This window comes from Microbacterium sp. TW_SC_2 (assembly GCF_055361165.1).
In genome coordinates this window covers 1612840-1632107 of sequence record NZ_CM143952.1, presented here as the reverse complement: position 1 = coordinate 1632107, position 19268 = coordinate 1612840, and the positions used below count along the sequence as shown (strand labels likewise).

Here is a 19268-nt window from a genome sequence, read left to right as displayed (position 1 = left end):
GCCGAGAAAACCACACACGAACGGAACCAGCAGCGCATGGCATCTACCGCAGACATCAAGAACGGCGTCGTCCTCAGCATCGACGGGCAGCTTTGGAACGTCATCGAGTTCCAGCACGTCAAGCCCGGCAAGGGTGGCGCGTTCGTGCGGACGAAGCTCAAGAACGTCGTGTCGGGCAAGGTCGTCGATCGCACCTACAACGCCGGCGCCAAGATCGAGATCGAGAACGTCGACCGCCGCGACTACACGTACCTGTACGCCGACGGCGAGAGCTTCGTGTTCATGGACACCTCGGACTACGACCAGATCACCGTGGGCGCGGCGACCGTGGGCGATGCGAAGAACTTCCTCCTCGAGAACCAGCAGGTCACGATCGCGCTGAACAACGGCAACCCGCTGTACATCGACCTCCCGGCATCCGTCATCCTCGAGGTGACCTACACCGAGCCCGGTCTGCAGGGTGACCGCTCGTCCGCCGGCACCAAGCCCGCGACCGTCGAGACCGGATACGAGATGCAGGTTCCCCTGTTCGTCGAGACCGGCACGAAGATCAAGGTCGACACCCGCACCGGTGACTACCTCGGTCGCGAGAAGTAAGGCGTGAGCGCCCGGACGAAGGCGCGTAAGCGCGCTCTCGACATCCTGTTCTCCGCCGATGTGCGCGGCGACGAGCTCACCGTGACGCTGGCGGCGGAGGCGAAGCGCGCGGCGAGCGAGCCCGCCCGCGAGGCCTCCTGGCTGTACGCCCGCGAGATCGTCGACGGAATCGTCGATCACCGCGACGAGGTCGACGAGCAGATCACCACGCACAGTCGCGATTGGAAGATCGATCGCATGCCGGCGGTCGACCGAGCACTGCTGCGCATCGGAGTGTGGGAGCTGCTGTACAACGACGAGGTTCCGACCGCCGTCGCGATCGACGAAGCCGTGGAACTCGCCAAGGAGTTCTCGACCGACGACTCCGGTGCATTCGTGCACGGAGTCCTGGCCAGGGTGGCCCGCTCCGCCTGACCGTTCCGTCCGAGTCGCTGCTCCGTGTCGGATGCCGCGGGAAGGATGCCTGCATGCCCGCACCTCACGTCGCCCTCCGCGATCTCCTGCAGATCACAGACGCCGGTGGGTACGCGCGCGGTCTGGCGTACTTCCGCGAGGGCCATGTGCGCGAGGTCTTCTGGGATGAGGATCGGCAGGAGCTCGAAGGCCGGGTGACCGGAAGCAACGACGCGGAGTACCTCGTCGAGGTCGGCTTCGTGTCGTCGAACGGCGCGCGGCACGTCCGTTCGACCCGGTGCTCGTGTCCGGTGCGCACCGGGTGCAAGCATGTCGTCGCCGCGCTGCTCGCCTCGAACGTGCAGGAATACGCCCAGCAGGCGGGTGCGCGGGCATCCGATTCCGCGTCGGCGCCGATCGTCTCCCCGCGGCCGTCCACGATCGCGGAGCCGGTCGTACCCTCCTGGCGAGCCCTGGTCGATCCGGGTGCGACCGCGCAGAAGCGCTCCCTGGCCCTCGGGGTCGAGCTCCGCCATCGGGAATCCCGCGGGGACAACCACTGGGCACCGCGGGCCGTGCGTCCCGCGACCCCGCGAGACCTCGCGCGCTCGACAGGAGAGCTGCTGCTGGCGATCCGCCCGCTGATGCGCAGCACCCAGACCGGCTCGTGGATCCAGGGGAACGTGACCTGGGATGCGGTGCGACGGGATGCCTCCCAGTACGGACGCGCGCAGACCCGCTGGTTCAGCGACCTGCTCAGCATCTCGCGCGACTCGCTGCTCTCGGGCAACGCCGGCGATTGGCTGGTCGTGGATCAGATCGAGTCCGGACTGCTGTGGGGACACCTGCGCGCCGGCGCCGCGCTCGGCATCCCGCTCGCGACCGTGCAGAAGAGCGCCGACGTCCGGCTGGCCGACTCGGCGGAGATCTCGGCGCGGATCGCCCGCGACGACCAGGGCGCCCTGACGGTCGCTGCCGCCGCCACGATCGACGGCCAGGAGGTCGCCGCGTCCGATGTGCACCCGATCGGACGCAGCGGGGTGTATTCCGCCGTCCTGAGCGGCAGTCGTATGCGGATCACGCTCGCGGAGGTCCCGCTGAGCCCGCAGGTCCGCGCCCTGGTCGACGCGAAGCGGCCGCTCTCAGTGCCCGCGGACGAGGAAGAGGCGTTCATCGCCGAGGCCTATCCCGTGCTCGCCCGACGGACCGTCGTGCAGACGTCCGGAGACGTGTCCCTCCCGGAGATCCCGGCGCCCGAGCCGTTGCTGAACCTCGCCTTCGAGCGCGGCGACGTCGTCCGCTACTCGTTCGCCTGGTCCTATCGCGGATTCGGAACGACCCCCTTCGCGGCCGGTGCGCAGGCCGTGCGCGATCCGGGGGCGGAAGCCGTGCGCCGTGCCGCGCTCGAGGAGGTGTGGGAGGAGCATCTGACGCGCCGGTTCACTCCGACGGGTTCGTTCCACGACACCGACGCCGCGTCGTTCGTGGCCGACGTGGTGCCGGCGTTCGAGGCGATCGGGGTGACGGTCGTCACCACCGGCGCCCGCAAGGAGTACCGCGAGCTCACCGGCGTCCCGGAGGTGACCGTGTCGACCGTCGAGACGGCGGACTCGGACTGGTTCGATCTGGGCATCATCGTGACGATCGACGGCAGGAACATCCCGTTCGGGCCGCTGTTCACGGCGCTCAGTCGGGGGAAGAAGAAGCTCCTGCTCTCGGACGGCGGCTACTTCACGCTGGCGCACCCGGCTCTCGATCGCCTCCGCGAACTCATCGACGAGGCGGGAGCGCTCGACGAGTGGGAGACCGGTCCACGGATCAGCCGCTATCAGACCGACCTCTGGGAGGAGTTCGAGGATCTCGCCGACGAGGCTCTGCCCGCGGTGAGCTGGCGCTCGACCGCCGAGGGGTTGCGGCAGGCGACAGGTGTGCCGGAGACCCCGGTACCGGTATCGCTGCGCGCCGAGCTGCGGCCGTACCAGAAGTCCGGATTCGACTGGCTCGCCTTCCTCTGGAAGCACCGTCTCGGCGGGATCCTCGCCGACGACATGGGTCTGGGCAAGACGCTCCAGCTGTTGACGTTCGTGCAGCACACGCGCGACGCCGGCGAGAGCCGTCCTTTCCTGGTGCTGGCGCCGACCTCCGTGCTGAGCACGTGGAAGACCGAGGCGGCGCGATTCACCCCCGAGCTCCGCGTCGCCGTCGTGGAGAGCACGAGCGGAACCCGACGCGGAACGCTGGCGGGTGCGGCATCCGGTGCGGACATCGTCGTGAGCTCGTACACGGTGGCGCGACTCGACGAGAAGGAGTTCGGGGAGGTCGAGTGGGCGGGCCTCATCCTCGACGAGGCACAGTTCGTCAAGAACCCGAAGACGAAGCTGCATCGCGCGATCTCGACGTTCCACGCCGATGTCACGTACGCCGTCACCGGCACCCCGATGGAGAACAGCCTCTCCGATCTGTGGTCGCTGCTGAAGCTGGCCGCGCCCGGACTGTTCCCCTCGGCGCGGAAGTTCCGGGAACGGTATATCCAGCCCATCGAGAAGGGCAAGGTCCCCGAGAACGAGGAGGGCGGGGAATACCGCCGCCGCCGACTCACCCAGCTGCGGCGTCGCATCCGTCCGCTGATGCTGCGGCGCACGAAGGAGATCGTCGCCTCGGACCTGCCGCCGAAGCAGGAGCAGGTGCTCGAGGTCGAGCTCAGCCCCGAGCATCGCGCGCTCTACGACGTCGTGCTGCAGCGCGAGCGGCAGAAGGTGCTGGGACTGCTCGACGATCTCGATCGGAACCGCTTCATCGTCTTCCGTTCCCTGACCCTGCTGCGCATGCTGAGTCTCGCCCCCGGCCTGGTCGATGAGGACGACGCCGACATCGGATCCCGCAAGCTCGACACGCTCGTCGAGCGCGTCGTCGAGCTGCAGGCCGAAGGCCACCGGGCTCTCGTTTTCAGCCAGTTCACGTCCTTTCTCGACCTCGCGGCCGCTCGCCTGCGGGACGCGGGCATCCCGTATGCGCACCTCGACGGGTCGACCCGGCGCCGACAGGACGTCGTGGACGGGTTCCGGGCGGGTGAACAGGTGGTGTTCCTGATCAGTCTGAAGGCGGGTGGGTTCGGTCTCACGCTCACGGAAGCCGACTACGTGTTCCTCCTCGACCCCTGGTGGAACCCGGCGGCCGAGGCCCAGGCGATCGATCGCACGCACCGCATCGGCCAGACCAGTCAGGTCTTCGTGTACCGCATGATCGCGGCGGGCACGATCGAGGAGAAGGTCCGCGACCTGCAGCAGCGCAAGGCGCGCCTGTTCACGGCGGTGATGGACGACGAGGCGTTGTTCGCCCAGTCGCTGACCGCCGCGGACATCCGCGGACTGTTCGACGACTGAGCACCGCAGGGGAGCGGGACCCCTTTTCCCCGGCCGGTCAGACCGGCCGTCCAGAGAGGCGTCGGTAGACTCGAACCGTCCACAGCAAGCGTCGAACAGGCGCCGGAGGATGCACCAGGAGGAGCGCAATGCGGATCACGGGACTCGGCCACGCCGGGATGTTCATCGAGACGGTCGGCGGCAACATCATCTGCGACCCCGTGCTCGGTCCCTCGTTCTTCGGATCGTGGTTCCCGTTCCCCGACAACCGCGGTCTCGATTGGGAGCGCTTCGGCCGCGAGGCGGACTTCCTCTACATCTCGCACCGCCACCGCGACCACTTCGATCCCGCCCTGCTGCAGCGGTACATCCGCAAGGACATCGAGGTGCTCCTGCCGGAATACCCGATCGACGACCTCGAGCGGGACATCCGCGCCCTCGGGTACACGAACATCACCTATGCCCCGGCCGGCGAGGTCATCGAGCGCGGCGCGCTGAAGATGATGATCACCCCCCTGCGTGCGCCGAGCGACGGTCCGATCGGCGACAGCTCGCTCAGCGTCGACGACGGCACCGGCTCGATGCTGAATCAGAACGACTCGCATCCGCTCGACCTCGAGAAGCTCCTCGACTTCGGCACCCCCGATGCGTACTTCACCCAGGTTTCCGGCGCGATCTGGTGGCCGATGGTCTACGACCTGCCGCTCGATGCCAAGCAGAACTTCGCCCGCCTCAAGCGGGAGGCGCAGAACAAGCGCGCGATGTACTACATCGAGAAGGTCGACGCCCCGCACGTGTTCCCGATGGCCGGGCCGCCCATGTTCCTGCGCGATGATCTGTTCGACTTCAACGGACTGGGGAAGAACGGCGAGTCGATCTTCACGGACCAGAAGCAGTTCCTGGCCCACATGAAGGAGCTCGCGCCGCAGTACGACGGTCAGCTGTTCGTGCCGGGGACGGTCGTCACGGTCGAGGGCGGACAGGTCAGCAGCGAGCAGTCGCTGTACACCGAGGCGGAGCTCGCGCACATCTTCGACGACAAGTGGGACTACCTCGAGTCGCAGCGGGCGAGTCGTCAGCAGGAGATCCGCGATGAGGAGGCCTCTCGCGCGGAACCGCTCCCGCCCGAGGAGATCCTCGCGGCGCTGAAGGAGTGGTGGGAGCCGCTGCTGAAGAAGTCGCGCACGATCCGGCTCGGTGTCGGCGGGAGCGTCCGCTTCCGCATCGGCGAGCTCGACATGGTCGTCGACTTCCCGCGGGCGAAGGTGCGCGAGTACGCGGGGGAGGAGTGCGTCTACTGGTACACGATCCCCGCAGATCTGGTGTCGACCAACATCCGCGATCACGAGATCGACTGGTCGAACTCGATCTTCCTCTCGCTGCAGTTCCAGGTGGGGCGCAGCGGCAAGTTCAACGAGTTCCTCACGACGTTCCTGAAGTGCCTGTCGGTGGACCGCATCGAGTACGTCGAGAACTGGTATCAGGAGCAGACGGACCAGACCGAGGATGCCGAGATCGGCGAATGGACCGTGCAGCGCCGCTGCCCGCATCTGCGCGCCGACCTCACGCGCACCGGAACGGTCGACGAGGACGGCGTGCTCACCTGCAGCATGCACGACTGGAAGTGGGACCTGAAGACCGGTCGCTGCCTCTCCACCAGCGGACACCCGATCCGTTCCTCGAAGACCGTCGACGGCGTGACGGAGGAGGCGCTCGCCCCGGCGAGCTGAGTTCCCCCGCCACTCCGATAGACTGGGGAGGCAAGCAACCTTTAACACCGTCCTGTGAGGCGGAGAAGGGAGCGGTCGATGAGCACACGCACTGTGCTGCATGACGCCGATATCTCGCGGGCACTGACCCGTATCGCGCACGAGATCCTCGAATCGAATCGGGGCGCGGAGAACATCGTCCTGCTGGGCATTCCGACCCGCGGCGTGACTCTCGCCCGTCGTCTCGGCACGCTGATCAGCGACATCGCCGGCGTGCCCGTGGCCGTGGGCGCTCTGGATGTCACGCTGTTCCGCGATGATCTCGCCCAGCACCCGACGCGGTCGCCGCGGCCGACCGACATCCCCGACGGCGGGATCGACGGCAAGGTCGTCGTGCTGGTCGATGACGTGCTGTTCTCCGGACGCAGCATCCGCGCGGCGCTCGACGCCATCCAGTCCATCGGTCGACCCTCGGCGGTGCGGCTGGCGATCCTGGTGGACCGCGGCCATCGCGAGCTCCCGATCCGCCCGGACTTCGTCGGCAAGAACATCCCCTCCGCGCGCACGGAGCGCGTCAACGTGCGGCTCGTCGAGGACGACGGGTCCGAGGAGGTGACGATCGGCGCATGAGGCACCTTCTCGACACTCACACGCTCAGCCGCTCGGCAGCGCTGCGCATCCTCGATGTGGCCGAGGACATGGCCGACACGCAGTCCCGCGAGGTGAAGAAGCTCCCCACCCTTCGTGGCAAGACCGTGGTGAACCTGTTCTTCGAGGATTCGACGCGCACGCGCATCTCGTTCGAGGCCGCGGCGAAGCGGCTCTCGGCCGACGTCATCAACTTCGCCGCCAAGGGCTCCAGCGTCTCGAAAGGCGAGAGCCTGAAGGACACGGCGCAGACGCTCGAGGCGATCGGCGCGGATGCCGTCGTCGTGCGTCACCCCGGCTCGGGCGCCCCGCAGACCCTCGCGACGAGCGGATGGATCTCCGCCGGCGTCGTGAACGCCGGAGACGGTACGCACGAGCACCCGACTCAGGCGCTGCTCGACGCGTTCACGATCCGCAAGCGCCGCTTCGGCGCCGACAGCCGCGGACGGGATCTCTCCGGCGTGCGGGTGGTCATCGTCGGAGACGTGCTGCACTCCCGGGTCGCGCGTTCGAACGTCTGGCTGCTCGCCACCCTCGGCGCTGAGGTCACGCTCGTGGCACCGCCCACACTCGTGCCGCAGAACGTCTCACTCTGGCCGGCCCATGTCGTGTACGACCTCGACGCGGCACTCGCGGAGGGACCGGACGCGGTCATGATGCTGCGGATCCAGCTGGAACGGATGAACGCGGCGTATTTCCCGACTGAGCGGGAGTATTCCCGGCGGTGGGGACTCGACGCGCGGCGCGTGGCGGGGCTCCCGGACGGTAGCATTGTGATGCACCCCGGGCCCATGAACCGCGGTCTGGAGATCTCCTCGGAAGCCGCCGATTCGCACCGATCCACGGTGCTCGAACAGGTGGCCAACGGGGTGTCCGTGCGCATGGCGGTGCTGTACCTGCTGCTGGCAGGAGAACGAGACGACGAACGAGGGGGAGACCTGTGAACGAGACCCTCGTCATCACCGGTGCACAGCTGGTGGGCGCGGAGAGCGCCGACATCATCATCGACGACGGCGTGATCGTCGAGATCGGAACGGGCCTGAGCCGCGCGGGTGCCCGCGTCATCGATGCCGCCGGGCTCGTCGCCCTGCCGGGGCTCGTCGACCTGCACACGCATCTGCGCGAGCCGGGGTATGAGGCGTCCGAGACGATCCTGACCGGAACGCGTGCAGCGGCGTCCGGCGGCTTCACGGCGGTGTTCGCGATGCCGAACACCTCGCCGGTGGCCGACACGGCCGGCGTCGTCGAGCAGGAGCTCGCGCTCGGTGAGGCCTCCGGGTACGCCGCGGTGCAGCCGATCGGCGCCGTGACCGTCGGGCAGAAGGGCGAGCGCCTGGCCGAGTTGGGCGCGATGGCCACTTCCCGCGCGCAGGTGCGGGTGTTCAGCGATGACGGCTTCTGCGTGTTCGATCCGCTGATCATGCGACGCGCGCTCGAATACGTGAAGTCGTTCGGCGGAGTCATCGCGCAGCACGCGCAGGATCCGCGGCTCACGGAGGGCGCCCAGATGAACGAGGGCGTCGTCTCGGCCGAGCTCGGTCTGACCGGGTGGCCCGCCGTCGCGGAGGAGTCGATCATCGCGCGCGATGTGCTGCTCGCCGAGCACGTCGGCTCGCGCCTGCACGTCTGCCATCTCTCCACGGCCGGATCGGTCGACATCATCCGCTGGGCCAAGAAGCGCGGCATCGCCGTGACCGCCGAGGTCACCCCGCATCACCTGCTGCTCACCGACGAGCTCGTGCGCGGCTACGACGCCCGGTTCAAGGTGAACCCGCCCCTGCGGCGGGAGGAGGACGTGCGGGCGGTGCGCGAGGGTCTCGCGGACGGCACGATCGACATCGTCGCCACCGATCACGCGCCGCACCCGAGCGAGAGCAAGGCGTGCGAGTGGCAGGCGGCCGCGAACGGCATGGTGGGCCTGGAGAGCGCGCTGCGCGTGGTGCACCAGTCGATGGTGCAGACGGGGCTCATCGGATGGGCCGACGTCGCCCGTGTGATGAGTGCGACTCCGGCGCGCATCGGTCAGCTGTCCGGCCACGGCACTCCGCTCGAGGTCGGTCAGCCCGCGCACCTCACGCTGTACGACGCCTCGATCGACGGCGTCTTCACCGAGGCCGACCTGCACGGACGCAGTGTGAACTCGCCGTACCTGGGACGCGCGCTGCCCGGACACGTGGAGTTCACGGTCTTCGGCGGCACGCTCACGGTCGACGCCGGCACCCTGGTCGAGGGGCTGAACGCATGAGCCCGCGCGACACCGCGATCGCGATCACGATCGCTGCGGCGCTGCTGGTGCTGCTCGTGATGTTCCTGTCGTGGCGCCGCCGTCTGCGCCGCGACTCCGGCATCTCCGCTCCGCTCGGCGTGCCCGAGCACGCCGAGGTCGTGCGGCGCGACGAGGTGCTCTACGTCTCCACGACGCGGCACGACGAGCCGCTCGAGCGCCTCGCGGTCGCGCCGCTGGCGTACCGTGCCCGGGGCGAGCTCGCGGTCACGGATCGCGGCGTCGCGCTGTGCCTCGACGGAGCGCCCACGGTGTTCCTCGCCTCGTCCCGACTCGTGGGGGTCGACCGCGCGACCGTCACGATCGACCGCGTCGTCGAGCCCGGCGGGTTGATCCGCATCGCGTGGAACGCCGACGACGACACGATCGTCGACTCGTACCTGCGACTCGCCACCGGCGACCCGACGAACCTCCTCTCCGACCTGCAGGGACTCGTCCCCGCATCCCCCGACACGGCCGCCCCCGACACAGGAGCCACACGATGACCGCCCTGCCCGAAACCGCCGTTCTCGTCCTGGAAGACGGGACCCGCCACGTCGGCCGCGCCTACGGTGCGCGCGGCACCACGCTCGGCGAGGTCGTCTTCTCCACCGGCATGTCCGGATACCAGGAGACGATCACCGACCCGTCCTACGCCGGACAGATCGTCCTGCAGACCGCCCCGCACATCGGGAACACCGGGATGAACGAGGAGGACACCGAGTCCCGTCGCATCTGGGTGGCCGGCTACATCGTCCGCGACCCTTCCCGCGTGGTGTCGAACTGGCGGGCCACGACGTCTCTCGACGCCTCACTCGAGGAAGACGGCATCGTCGGGATCAGCGGCATCGACACGCGCGCGATCACACGGCACATCCGCTCGGCCGGCTCGATGCGCGGCGGGATCTTCTCGGGCGCGGATGCCGCGCTCGACGCCGAGGAGCAGGTGCGCATCGTCCGCGACGCGCCCGAGATGGCCGGTCGCAACCTCTCCGCCGAGGTCTCGGTCGACGTCGCGACCGTCACCACCGCGGTGGGGGAGAAGGTGGGGAACCTGGCGGTCCTCGACCTCGGTGTGAAGCAGGCCACGATCGACAACCTCGCCGCTCGCGGCTTCGAGGTCTTCGTGCTCCCGCAGGACTCCACGATCGACGACATCCGGGCCATCGACCCGGTCGCGGTCTTCTACTCGAACGGCCCCGGTGACCCCGCGGCATCCGACCGTCATGTCGACCTGCTCCGGTCGGTGCTCGACGACGGACTGCCGTTCTTCGGCATCTGCTTCGGCAACCAGCTGCTCGGCCGCGCTCTCGGCCTCGGCACCTACAAGCTGCCGTTCGGACACCGCGGCATCAACCAGCCGGTGCTCGACAAGACCACGGGCCGCGTCGAGATCACGGCGCACAACCACGGCTTCGCGGTCGAGGCGCCGCTGGACGGCCCCTTCGCGAGTCCGAACGGCTACGGACAGATCGAGGTCAGCCATGTCGGTCTGAACGACAGCGTCGTCGAGGGTCTCCGCGCCCTCGACATCCCCGCATTCTCCGTGCAGTACCACCCCGAGGCCGCCGCCGGCCCGCACGATGCCAACTACCTCTTCGACCGGTTCCGCGACCTGGTCGTCGCCAGCAAGAAGGACGCCAACTGATGCCCAAGCGTGACGACATCTCCTCCGTCCTCGTCATCGGCTCCGGCCCGATCGTCATCGGCCAGGCCTGCGAGTTCGACTACTCCGGCACCCAGGCGTGCCGCGTCCTCCGCGAGGAGGGCGTACGCGTCATCCTGGTGAACTCCAACCCCGCCACGATCATGACCGACCCCGACTTCGCCGACGCGACGTACGTCGAGCCGATCACGTGGCAGGTCATCGAGACGATCATCGCCAAGGAGCGCCCGGACGCGATCCTTCCGACACTCGGCGGCCAGACCGCGCTGAACGCCGCGATCGAACTGCACAACCACGGCATCCTCGAGAAGTACGACGTCGAGCTCATCGGCGCGAGCTTCGAGGCCATCAACAAGGGCGAGGACCGCCAGATCTTCAAGCAGCTGGTGCTCGACGCCGGCGCCGACGTCGCCGACTCCCGCATCGCCCACACCATGGACGAGGTGCTCGCCGCCGCCGAGGAGCTCGGCTACCCGCTCGTGGTCCGCCCCAGCTTCACCATGGGCGGCCTCGGTTCCGGCTTCGCCTATGACGAGAGCGACCTCCGCCGCATCGCCGGCGCCGGGCTGCGCGACTCGCCCACCACCGAGGTGCTCCTGGAGGAGTCCATCCTCGGCTGGAAGGAGTACGAGCTCGAGCTCATGCGCGACACCGCCGACAACACGGTCGTCGTCTGCTCGATCGAGAACGTCGACCCCGTCGGTGTGCACACCGGCGACTCGATCACGGTCGCTCCCGCCCTCACGCTCACCGACCGCGAGTACCAGAAGATGCGCGACATCGGCATCGACATCATCCGCGCCGTCGGCGTCGACACGGGTGGCTGCAACATCCAGTTCGCGGTGGATCCCTCGAACGGTCGCATCATCGTGATCGAGATGAACCCTCGGGTCTCGCGGTCCAGCGCCCTCGCCTCGAAGGCCACGGGTTTCCCGATCGCGAAGTTGGCGGCCAAGCTGGCGCTGGGCTACCGCCTCGACGAGATCCCGAACGACATCACGGGCGTGACGCCCGCGAGCTTCGAGCCGACACTCGACTACGTCGTCGTGAAGGTGCCCCGGTTCGCATTCGAGAAGTTCCCGGCGGCGGATGCCACGCTCACGACGACCATGAAGTCGGTCGGCGAGGCGATGGCGATCGGCCGCAACTACGCGACCGCGCTGCAGAAGGCGCTCCGGTCGCTCGAGAAGCGCGGTTCGAGCTTCCACTGGGGCCGTGAGGACCGCTCGGTCGAAGAGCTCCTCGAGATCTCCAAGACCCCGACCGACGGCCGCATCGTCGTCCTGCAGCAGGCGCTGCGCAAGGGCGCGACGATCGAGCAGGCCTTCGACGCGACGGCGATCGACCCCTGGTTCCTCGACCAGATCGTCCTGATCAACGAGGTCGCCGAGATCGTCCGCACGGCGCCCGAGCTCGACGCCGCGACGCTGCGCTACGCCAAGGAGCACGGCTTCTCCGACGCCCAGCTCGCGGAGATCCGCGGCGAGAAGGAGGGGGAGATCCGCGAGGTGCGTCACGGCTTCGGGATCCGTCCGGTGTACAAGACCGTCGACACCTGCGCCGGCGAGTTCCCCGCACTCACGCCGTACCACTACTCGAGCTACGACTTCGAGTCCGAGGTCACTCCGTCGGAGCGCACGAAGGTCGTCATCATCGGCTCCGGACCGAACCGTATCGGTCAGGGTGTCGAGTTCGACTACTCCTGCGTGCACGCGTCGTTCGCGCTGTCGGATGCCGGATTCGAGACCATCATGGTCAACTGCAACCCCGAGACCGTCTCCACCGACTACGACACCTCCGACCGCCTGTACTTCGAGCCGCTGACGCTCGAGGACGTGCTCGAGGTGCTCGATGCGGAAGCCGCCAGCGGCACGATCCTCGGTGTCGTCTGCCAGCTCGGCGGTCAGACGCCCCTCGGACTGGCCAAGGGCATCCAGGACGCCGGCTACACGGTGCTGGGCACCAGCCCCGAGGCGATCGACCTGGCGGAGGAGCGTGAGCTCTTCAGCGGCATCCTCGATGCGGCCGGTCTCCAGGCCCCGCGTCACGGAACCGCGATCGATGTCGCCGGTGCCGTCCGCATCGCCGAGGACATCGGCTACCCGGTGCTCGTCCGCCCGAGCTTCGTGCTCGGCGGCCGCGGCATGGAGATCGTCTACGACTCCGAGAGCCTGCGCGAGTACTTCGTGCGCACGGCCGGCGAGGTCGTCATCGAGCAGGGCAAGCCGCTCCTCGTCGACCGCTTCCTCGACGACGCGATCGAGCTCGACGTCGACGCGCTCTACGACGGCACCGAGCTCTACATCGGCGGCGTCATGGAGCACCTCGAGGAGGCCGGGATCCACTCCGGCGACTCGAGCTGCACGCTGCCCCCGATCTCGCTGGGCCGCTCCGACATCGACCGCGTGCGCATCGCGACCCTCGCCATCGCGAAGGGTGTGGGGGTGCGCGGGCTGCTGAACGTGCAGTTCGCGATCAGCGCCGGCGTGCTCTACGTGATCGAGGCGAACCCGCGCGCCAGCCGCACGGTGCCCTTCGTCTCGAAGGCGCTGGGCATCCCGCTCGCGAAGGCGGCCAGCCGCATCATGACCGGCTCCACGGTCGCCGAGCTGAAGGCCGAAGGCATGCTGCCGCCGAGCGACGGCTCCCGTGTGCCGCTGGGCGCACCCGTCGCCGTCAAGGAAGCCGTGCTGCCGTTCAAGCGCTTCCGCACTGCCGAGGGCAAGACCGTGGACTCCATCCTCGGCCCGGAGATGCGCTCGACCGGTGAGGTCATGGGCATCGACCGCGACTTCCCGACCGCGTTCGCGAAGAGTCAGGCCGCGGCCTACGGCGGCATGCCGACCTCCGGCACGGTGTTCATCTCCGTCGCCGACTCCGACAAGCGTGCCGTCATCCTGCCCGCGCACCGCCTGCAGCAGCTCGGCTTCACGATCGTCGCCACCGAGGGAACGGCCGAGATCCTCTCGCGCAACGGCATCGCCGTCACGGTCGTGGAGAAGTACAGCGAGACGCAGGAGAGCGGCGCGCGCAACATCGTCGACCTGATCAACGACGGCGAGATCGACATCGTCGTGAACACGCCCTCGGGCGGTACGGCGCGAGCCGACGGCTACGAGATCCGTGCGGCAGCGGTCGCCGCGGACAAGGCGCTGTTCACCACCATGGCCGTGCTCGGCGCCGCCGTGAGCGGGATGGACGCCGCCGACGAGGGCTTCGAGGTCAAGAGCCTCCAGGAGTACGCCCTCGACCGGAAGGCGACGGTGTGAGCCAGAGCTTCGGCGAGCGGGTCAGGTCGGCGCTCGCGTCGGCCGGCCCGCTCTGCGTCGGCATCGACCCGCACGCGGCGTTGCTCGACGACTGGCACCTCGGGCAGGACGCCGGCGGCGCGCGCGAGTTCGGACTGCGCACGGTGGATGCCGCGGCGGGCCGCGTCGCGATCGTCAAGCCGCAGGTGTCGTTCTTCGAGCGCTTCGGCTCCGCGGGGATCGCGGCACTGGAAGACGTGTTGGCCGCGGCACGAGCAGCCGGCCTGATCGTGATCGCGGATGCCAAGCGCGGCGACATCGGGTCGACCATGGATGCCTATGCGGCCGCCTGGCTCACGCCTGGCGGGCCCCTGGAAGCCGACGCGCTCACGGTGAGCCCCTATCTGGGGGTGGGCGCGCTGGACGGCGCGGTGGAGCTCGCGACCGCACACGGCAAGGGGCTCTTCGTGCTTGCCGCGACGAGCAACCCGGAAGCCGCCGGTCTGCAGGGATCGCAGGGGCCGGACGGTTCCGTCGCCGCCGGTGTGATCGCGGAGATCTCGGCGCGCAATGCCGCACAGCACGGGGCGGACGAGTGGGGGAGCGTCGGTGTCGTGATCGGGGCGACCGTCGACTGGACGCAGGCCGGGATCACGCCGTTCTCTCCGGGCGCTCCCATCCTCGCGCCCGGTTTCGGCGCGCAGGGCGCCGAGCCCGGAGACCTCCGCGCGCGGTTCGGCATCATGTCCGCCTACGTCATCGCCAGCGAGAGCCGCAGCATCCTGCGCGCCGGCCCCGACCGGATCGCCTCGGCGATCGATGCGCGCGTCGCGCAGTACCAGGAGGCCGCACGTGGCTGAGACACGAGTCGTACCCGAGGTCGACCGCGCGGCCGCCGCGCGCAAGGCCGTCGAGCGTCGTCGGGCGCGGGCATCCCTCAAGCGCGATCTGACCACCCGCGTGGTCTCGCCGCAGTCCGTGCTGCATCGGGCCATCGCGGACCCCGATTCGGTCGAGGGCTCGATGCGCATCACCGACTTCCTGCTCGCGCTTCCGGCCATCGGCGCGGGAAAGCGGGACCGCGTGCTGGAAGACCTGCACATCTCGCCGGTCAAGCGACTCGGCGGTCTCGGCGCACGCCAGCGCACCGTGCTGGAGGCCTGGCTCGACGGGCGCTTCCCGGTGCTGCGTCCCCGCGGTGCACGCAGCCGCCTGCTCGTGCTCGCCGGCCCCACCGCGGTGGGCAAGGGGACGGTCGCGGCGCACATCCGCGAGAACCACCCCGAGATCCACCTGTCGATCTCCGCCACGACGCGCCCGGCACGCCCGGGCGAGATCGACGGGGTCCACTACTACTTCGTCGACGACGCCGAGTTCGATCGGCTGATCGCCGAGGACGAGCTCCTCGAGTACGCGGTCGTGCACAACCGTTCGCGCTACGGAACCCCCCGCGCTCCCATCGACGCCGCGTTGGCCGAGGGCAGGACGGTGCTGCTCGAGATCGATCTCCAGGGTGCGCGGCAGGTCCGCGCGGCGGAGCCGGACGCGACGCTCATCTTCCTGCTGCCGCCGAGCTGGGACGAACTGGTGCAGCGGCTGGTCGGCCGCGGCACCGAAGAGGCCGAGGAGCGGGCCCGACGGCTGCGCACCGCGAAGGTCGAACTGGCCGCTCAGAACGAGTTCGATCACCTCATCGTGAACGAGAACGTCGCCGATGCCGCCGCCGAGGTCGTAGAATTGTCTTCGAGCTCTGCACGCTGAGTTCTTTCGCGTGCCCGCAGCACCGTCTTCGCGACGATCCCGTCGCCTGATCAGGAGGTCCACCATGGCCGGACACCACAACAAGGGCATCATCGATCCCCCCATCGACAACCTGCTGGATCGAGTCGACTCCAAGTACGAGCTCGTGATCTACGCGTCGAAGCGCGCGCGTCAGATCAACGACTACTACTCCGACCTGCACGAGGGCAACCTCTTCGACAACGTGGGTCCGCTGGTCGACTCCTCGGTCGAGGACAAGCCGCTGACGATCGCCCTGCACGAGATCAACGAGGACAAGCTCCGCCTGCGTCACGCGGAGTGATATTCGGGACCGCGCCGCCGCTGTGTCGGAGGCGCGGTCCAGAATGGGCATACCCGCCCTTTCCCTGTCTCACCCCGTTCTGGAGCACCGATGAGCGCCCTGCGTCTGTTCACGTCCGAGTCCGTCACCGAAGGGCACCCGGACAAGATCTGCGACCAGATCTCGGACAGCATCCTCGACGGTCTGATCGCGAAGGACCCCGGTTCCCGGGTCGCGGTCGAGACGCTCGTCACCACCGGCCTCGTGCATGTCGCGGGTGAGATCCGTACAGAGGCGTACGTCGACATCCCCACGATCGTCCGACAGGTCGTGAACGGCATCGGGTACACCTCGAGCGACACCGGCTTCGACGGCGCCTCGTGCGGTGTGAGCGTCTCGGTCGGCGAGCAGTCGACCGACATCGCGCACGGGGTGGACAACGCACAGGAGCACCGCGACGGCTCCTCGATCGATCCACTCGACAGCCTGGGCGCCGGCGATCAGGGCGTCATGTTCGGTTTCGCCACCGATGAGACCCCTCAGCTCATGCCCATGGCGGCCTGGACCGCGCACCGCATCGCGGAACGCCTCACCGAGGTGCGTCGCAGCGGTGTCCTGCCGTTCCTGCGCCCGGACGGCAAGACGCAGGTGACGCTCGGCTACGACGGCTTCGTCCCGAAGTCCGTCGATGCGGTCGTCGTGTCCACGCAGCACCACCCGGACATCGCGCAGGACGAGCTCAAGGAGCTCGTGCGCGAGCACGTCATCGCCCCGGTGCTCGAGACCACGGGACTCGATCTCGACGAGGTGACGTACTACATCAACCCTGCGGGGCCCTTCGTCACGGGCGGCCCCAAGGGAGATGCCGGCCTCACCGGCCGCAAGATCATCATCGACACCTACGGCGGCGCCTCCCGGCATGGCGGCGGCGCCTTCAGCGGCAAGGACCCGTCGAAGGTCGACCGCTCCGGGGCCTACGCGATGCGCTGGGTCGCGAAGAACGCGGTGGCGGCGGGGCTCGCCGAGCGTCTCGAGGTGCAGGTCGCGTACGCGATCGGCGTCGCCCGCCCGGTCGGACTGTACGTGGAGACCTTCGGTACCGGCACCGTCTCGGACGACGTGATCACACGAGCGATCAACGAGGTGTTCGATCTGCGCCCCCAGGCGATCATCGAGCAGCTCGATCTGCTCCGTCCCATCTACGCTCGGACCGCGGCGTACGGCCACTTCGGGCGTGAGCTGCCGGAGTTCACGTGGGAGCGGACGGACCGCGTCGAAGAGCTGCGCCGCGCTGCCGGGCTCTGACGAGGCCCCGGTTTCCGTGAGCACGGAGCTGCCCACCGACGCAGCGGGTGCCGCGGCCGGTGAGAGCCGTCGCATCGCACGCGTCCTTCTGGATTCGCCGCTGCCCCAGCTGGATCGCCTGTTCGACTACGCGCTTCCCGCGGAATTCGGTGCCGTGCCGCTCGGTGTGCGCGTCCGCGTCCCGTTGCGCACCGCGGGACGCGTGATCGACGGCTATGTCATCGAGATCGACACCGAGGACGACGCGGATCGTCCGCTCTCCGAGGTCGAGAGCGTCGTCTCCGAGGTTCCGGTCCTGCCGGAGCGCCTGCACCGCCTCGCGCGCCGCGTGGCGGACCGCGCGGCCGGTTCCGAGTCCGACATCCTGCGGCTGGTCATCCCGAAGCGACAGGTGCGGGTCGAGAAGGCGTGGACGGCCGACAGCCCGGTGATCAGCCCCGACGACGAGCTGTTGACCGAGGTCGACGACGTGATCGGGCACTACGCCGGCCTCTCCGAGGTGCTGGCCGACAGCGAGCGGGCCGCGGTCGAGGCCATCCCCGCGTTCCGCGACGATGTGCCGGCCTGGGCGGCACTGCTCGCGGCCAGCGCGACCCGGGTGCTCGCCGAGGGACGCTCGTCGATCCTGGTGGTCCCCGATCACCGCGACCTCGACCGACTGCTCGTCGCGCTCGAACGTCTGACGCCGCCGGACTCCGTGGTGCGCTACGACTCCCGCCGCTCGAATCCCGATCGCTACCGGTCGTTCCTGCGCACGCTGGAGGACGCGCCCTGCATCGTGGTCGGCAACCGCTCGGCCGTCTACGCGCCGGTCTCGGCGGGGCTCATCGCGCTCTGGGATGACGGCGACTCACTGCTGAGCGAGCCGCTGGCGCCGTACGTGCATGCCCGGGATGCGGCTCTGCTGCGCCAGGAGCAGGAGGCGTGTGCGCTGCTCTTCGTGGGGCACACGCGCACCACCGATGTCGAGCGTCTCGTGGCGCACGGCTGGCTGAAGGACGTGCGTGCCGCCCGGCGCGTGCTCCCGCGTGTGGTGCTGAGCACGCCGCACGAGATGGAGCAGCCGACCGCGCAGCGGCTTCCCTCCACGGCCTTCCTCGCCGCGCGCACCGCCTCGGCGGAGGGGCCGGTGCTCGTGCAGGTCTCGCGTCCGGGGTTCTCGCCCTCACTCGTGTGCGCGGAGTGCCGCGCACCCGCCCGATGCCCGCACTGCGGCGGGCCCCTGGGCGCGCGTCACCGGGGAGCGGTGCCGGTCTGCGGCTGGTGCGGTCGCGGAGCGAGCGCCTGGACCTGCCCTGCGTGCGCGTCGACGAAGGTGCGACTCGCGTCGTCCGGCAGCGAACGCACCGCCGACGAGCTGGGTCGCGCTTTCCCCGGAATCCGGGTGATCGTGGCCGACAGCGCCCATCCGGTCGAGCGCGTCGACGCCAAGCCCGCACTGGTGGTGGCGACCCGCGGTGCCGAGCCCGTCGCGGAGGGCGGTTACCGGGCGGTCGTGCTGCTGGACGGCCCGCGGATGCTGCAGGCGCCCGACCTGCGGGTCGGGGAGTCGTGTCTGCGGTGGTGGTCGAACGCCGCCGCGCTGGCGGCTCCGGGGGCACCGATCCATCTGGTGGGCGTGGACGGCGAGACCGCTCGTGCACTGGCGACCTGGAATCACGCGGGCTATGCGCGGTCCGAGCTGGAGAGCAGGGCGCCCCTGCACATGCCGCCCGTGGCGCGCGTGGCGGTGGTCGAGGGATCCGCGGCGGCCGTCTCCCGCGCCCTGATCATGATCGCCGAGCTCGCCCTGCCTTCCGACGCCGTGCTCGGCCCCGTGCCGGTCGACACGGATGACGTGCCTCCGCGCGTCCGCGCACTGGTGCGCTTCGACTACGCCTCGGGCGCGCGGGTCGCGGCGACCCTGCGGGCGGCGGTCGTCGCCGAAGCCGTGAGCAGTCGCCGTGGCCGCGGCCGCAATCCTCGCAGCACTCTCGCGGTGCGCCTCGATATCCTCGATCCAGAGCTCTGACCCT

15 protein-coding genes are annotated in these 19268 nt (G+C 69.2%); all 15 read left to right on the top strand.

The annotated features are described in order from the left end of the window. Positions 1–36: 36 nt before the first annotated feature. The 15 genes from efp (at position 37) to ACWA14_RS07590 (ending at position 19264) form a co-directional block, all read left to right on the top strand. Positions 37–597 (top strand): elongation factor P, encoded by a 561-nt coding sequence (efp, locus tag ACWA14_RS07660; protein WP_463797336.1) that lies wholly within the window; start codon positions 37–39, stop codon positions 595–597. Between the two features lie 3 nt (positions 598–600). Further along, complete coding sequence (gene nusB, locus ACWA14_RS07655) at positions 601–1011, top strand: transcription antitermination factor NusB (protein ID WP_463797334.1); 411 nt, start codon at positions 601–603, stop codon at positions 1009–1011. Between the two features lie 53 nt (positions 1012–1064). After that, positions 1065–4373, top strand: a complete 3309-nt coding sequence (locus ACWA14_RS07650) for a DEAD/DEAH box helicase (RefSeq protein ID WP_463797332.1) — start codon at positions 1065–1067, stop codon at positions 4371–4373. A 128-nt stretch (positions 4374–4501) separates the two neighbouring features. Then, positions 4502–6082: a Rieske 2Fe-2S domain-containing protein gene (locus ACWA14_RS07645; RefSeq protein ID WP_463797331.1), complete on the top strand. Its 1581-nt coding sequence runs from the start codon at positions 4502–4504 to the stop codon at positions 6080–6082. 78 nt (positions 6083–6160) lie between these two features. After that, a complete protein-coding gene (gene pyrR / locus ACWA14_RS07640; RefSeq protein ID WP_463797329.1) occupies positions 6161–6691 on the top strand; it encodes a bifunctional pyr operon transcriptional regulator/uracil phosphoribosyltransferase PyrR in 531 nt (176 codons plus the stop codon). Beyond that, positions 6688–7653, top strand: a complete 966-nt coding sequence (locus ACWA14_RS07635; RefSeq protein WP_463797328.1) for an aspartate carbamoyltransferase catalytic subunit — start codon at positions 6688–6690, stop codon at positions 7651–7653. The genes pyrR and ACWA14_RS07635 overlap by 4 nt, the downstream gene beginning before the upstream one ends. Then, positions 7650–8954 carry a dihydroorotase gene (locus tag ACWA14_RS07630; RefSeq protein ID WP_463797326.1) on the top strand — a complete coding sequence of 435 codons (1305 nt, stop codon included), beginning with the start codon at positions 7650–7652 and terminating at the stop codon, positions 8952–8954. Before ACWA14_RS07635 ends, ACWA14_RS07630 begins: the two co-directional genes overlap by 4 nt. Continuing rightward, entirely contained in the window at positions 8951–9478 is a 528-nt protein-coding gene (locus ACWA14_RS07625) for a PH-like domain-containing protein (RefSeq protein ID WP_463797324.1), read from the top strand. The genes ACWA14_RS07630 and ACWA14_RS07625 overlap by 4 nt, the downstream gene beginning before the upstream one ends. Next, a complete protein-coding gene (carA, locus tag ACWA14_RS07620) occupies positions 9475–10620 on the top strand; it encodes a glutamine-hydrolyzing carbamoyl-phosphate synthase small subunit (RefSeq protein WP_463797322.1) in 1146 nt (381 codons plus the stop codon). Before ACWA14_RS07625 ends, carA begins: the two co-directional genes overlap by 4 nt. Further along, positions 10620–13907, top strand: a complete 3288-nt coding sequence (gene carB / locus ACWA14_RS07615) for a carbamoyl-phosphate synthase large subunit (protein WP_463797320.1) — start codon at positions 10620–10622, stop codon at positions 13905–13907. Before carA ends, carB begins: the two co-directional genes overlap by 1 nt. Beyond that, on the top strand, positions 13904–14746 hold the full coding sequence (pyrF, locus tag ACWA14_RS07610) for an orotidine-5'-phosphate decarboxylase (RefSeq protein ID WP_463797319.1): 843 nt from the start codon (positions 13904–13906) through the stop codon (positions 14744–14746). The genes carB and pyrF overlap by 4 nt, the downstream gene beginning before the upstream one ends. Beyond that, positions 14739–15647, top strand: coding sequence for a guanylate kinase (gene gmk, locus ACWA14_RS07605; RefSeq protein ID WP_463797317.1), 909 nt, complete (start codon positions 14739–14741; stop codon positions 15645–15647). The genes pyrF and gmk overlap by 8 nt, the downstream gene beginning before the upstream one ends. Before the next feature lie 64 nt (positions 15648–15711). Continuing rightward, on the top strand, positions 15712–15969 hold the full coding sequence (gene rpoZ / locus ACWA14_RS07600; RefSeq protein WP_045280265.1) for a DNA-directed RNA polymerase subunit omega: 258 nt from the start codon (positions 15712–15714) through the stop codon (positions 15967–15969). 90 nt (positions 15970–16059) lie between these two features. Continuing rightward, positions 16060–17253, top strand: a complete 1194-nt coding sequence (gene metK / locus ACWA14_RS07595; RefSeq protein ID WP_463797315.1) for a methionine adenosyltransferase — start codon at positions 16060–16062, stop codon at positions 17251–17253. A gap of 16 nt (positions 17254–17269) precedes the next feature. Continuing rightward, positions 17270–19264: a primosomal protein N' family DNA-binding protein gene (locus tag ACWA14_RS07590; RefSeq protein WP_463797314.1), complete on the top strand. Its 1995-nt coding sequence runs from the start codon at positions 17270–17272 to the stop codon at positions 19262–19264. Positions 19265–19268: the final 4 nt, after the last annotated feature.

Coding starts and splice junctions, on each gene's coding strand:
- carA (WP_463797322.1), top strand. CDS start 9,475: ATGACCGCCCTGCCCGAAACCGCCGTTCTCGTCCTGGAAGACGGGACC.
- pyrR (WP_463797329.1), top strand. CDS start 6,161: ATGAGCACACGCACTGTGCTGCATGACGCCGATATCTCGCGGGCACTG.
- carB (WP_463797320.1), top strand. CDS start 10,620: ATGCCCAAGCGTGACGACATCTCCTCCGTCCTCGTCATCGGCTCCGGC.
- ACWA14_RS07650 (WP_463797332.1), top strand. CDS start 1,065: ATGCCCGCACCTCACGTCGCCCTCCGCGATCTCCTGCAGATCACAGAC.
- efp (WP_463797336.1), top strand. CDS start 37: ATGGCATCTACCGCAGACATCAAGAACGGCGTCGTCCTCAGCATCGAC.
- rpoZ (WP_045280265.1), top strand. CDS start 15,712: ATGGCCGGACACCACAACAAGGGCATCATCGATCCCCCCATCGACAAC.
- ACWA14_RS07635 (WP_463797328.1), top strand. CDS start 6,688: ATGAGGCACCTTCTCGACACTCACACGCTCAGCCGCTCGGCAGCGCTG.
- ACWA14_RS07625 (WP_463797324.1), top strand. CDS start 8,951: ATGAGCCCGCGCGACACCGCGATCGCGATCACGATCGCTGCGGCGCTG.
- ACWA14_RS07645 (WP_463797331.1), top strand. CDS start 4,502: ATGCGGATCACGGGACTCGGCCACGCCGGGATGTTCATCGAGACGGTC.
- metK (WP_463797315.1), top strand. CDS start 16,060: ATGAGCGCCCTGCGTCTGTTCACGTCCGAGTCCGTCACCGAAGGGCAC.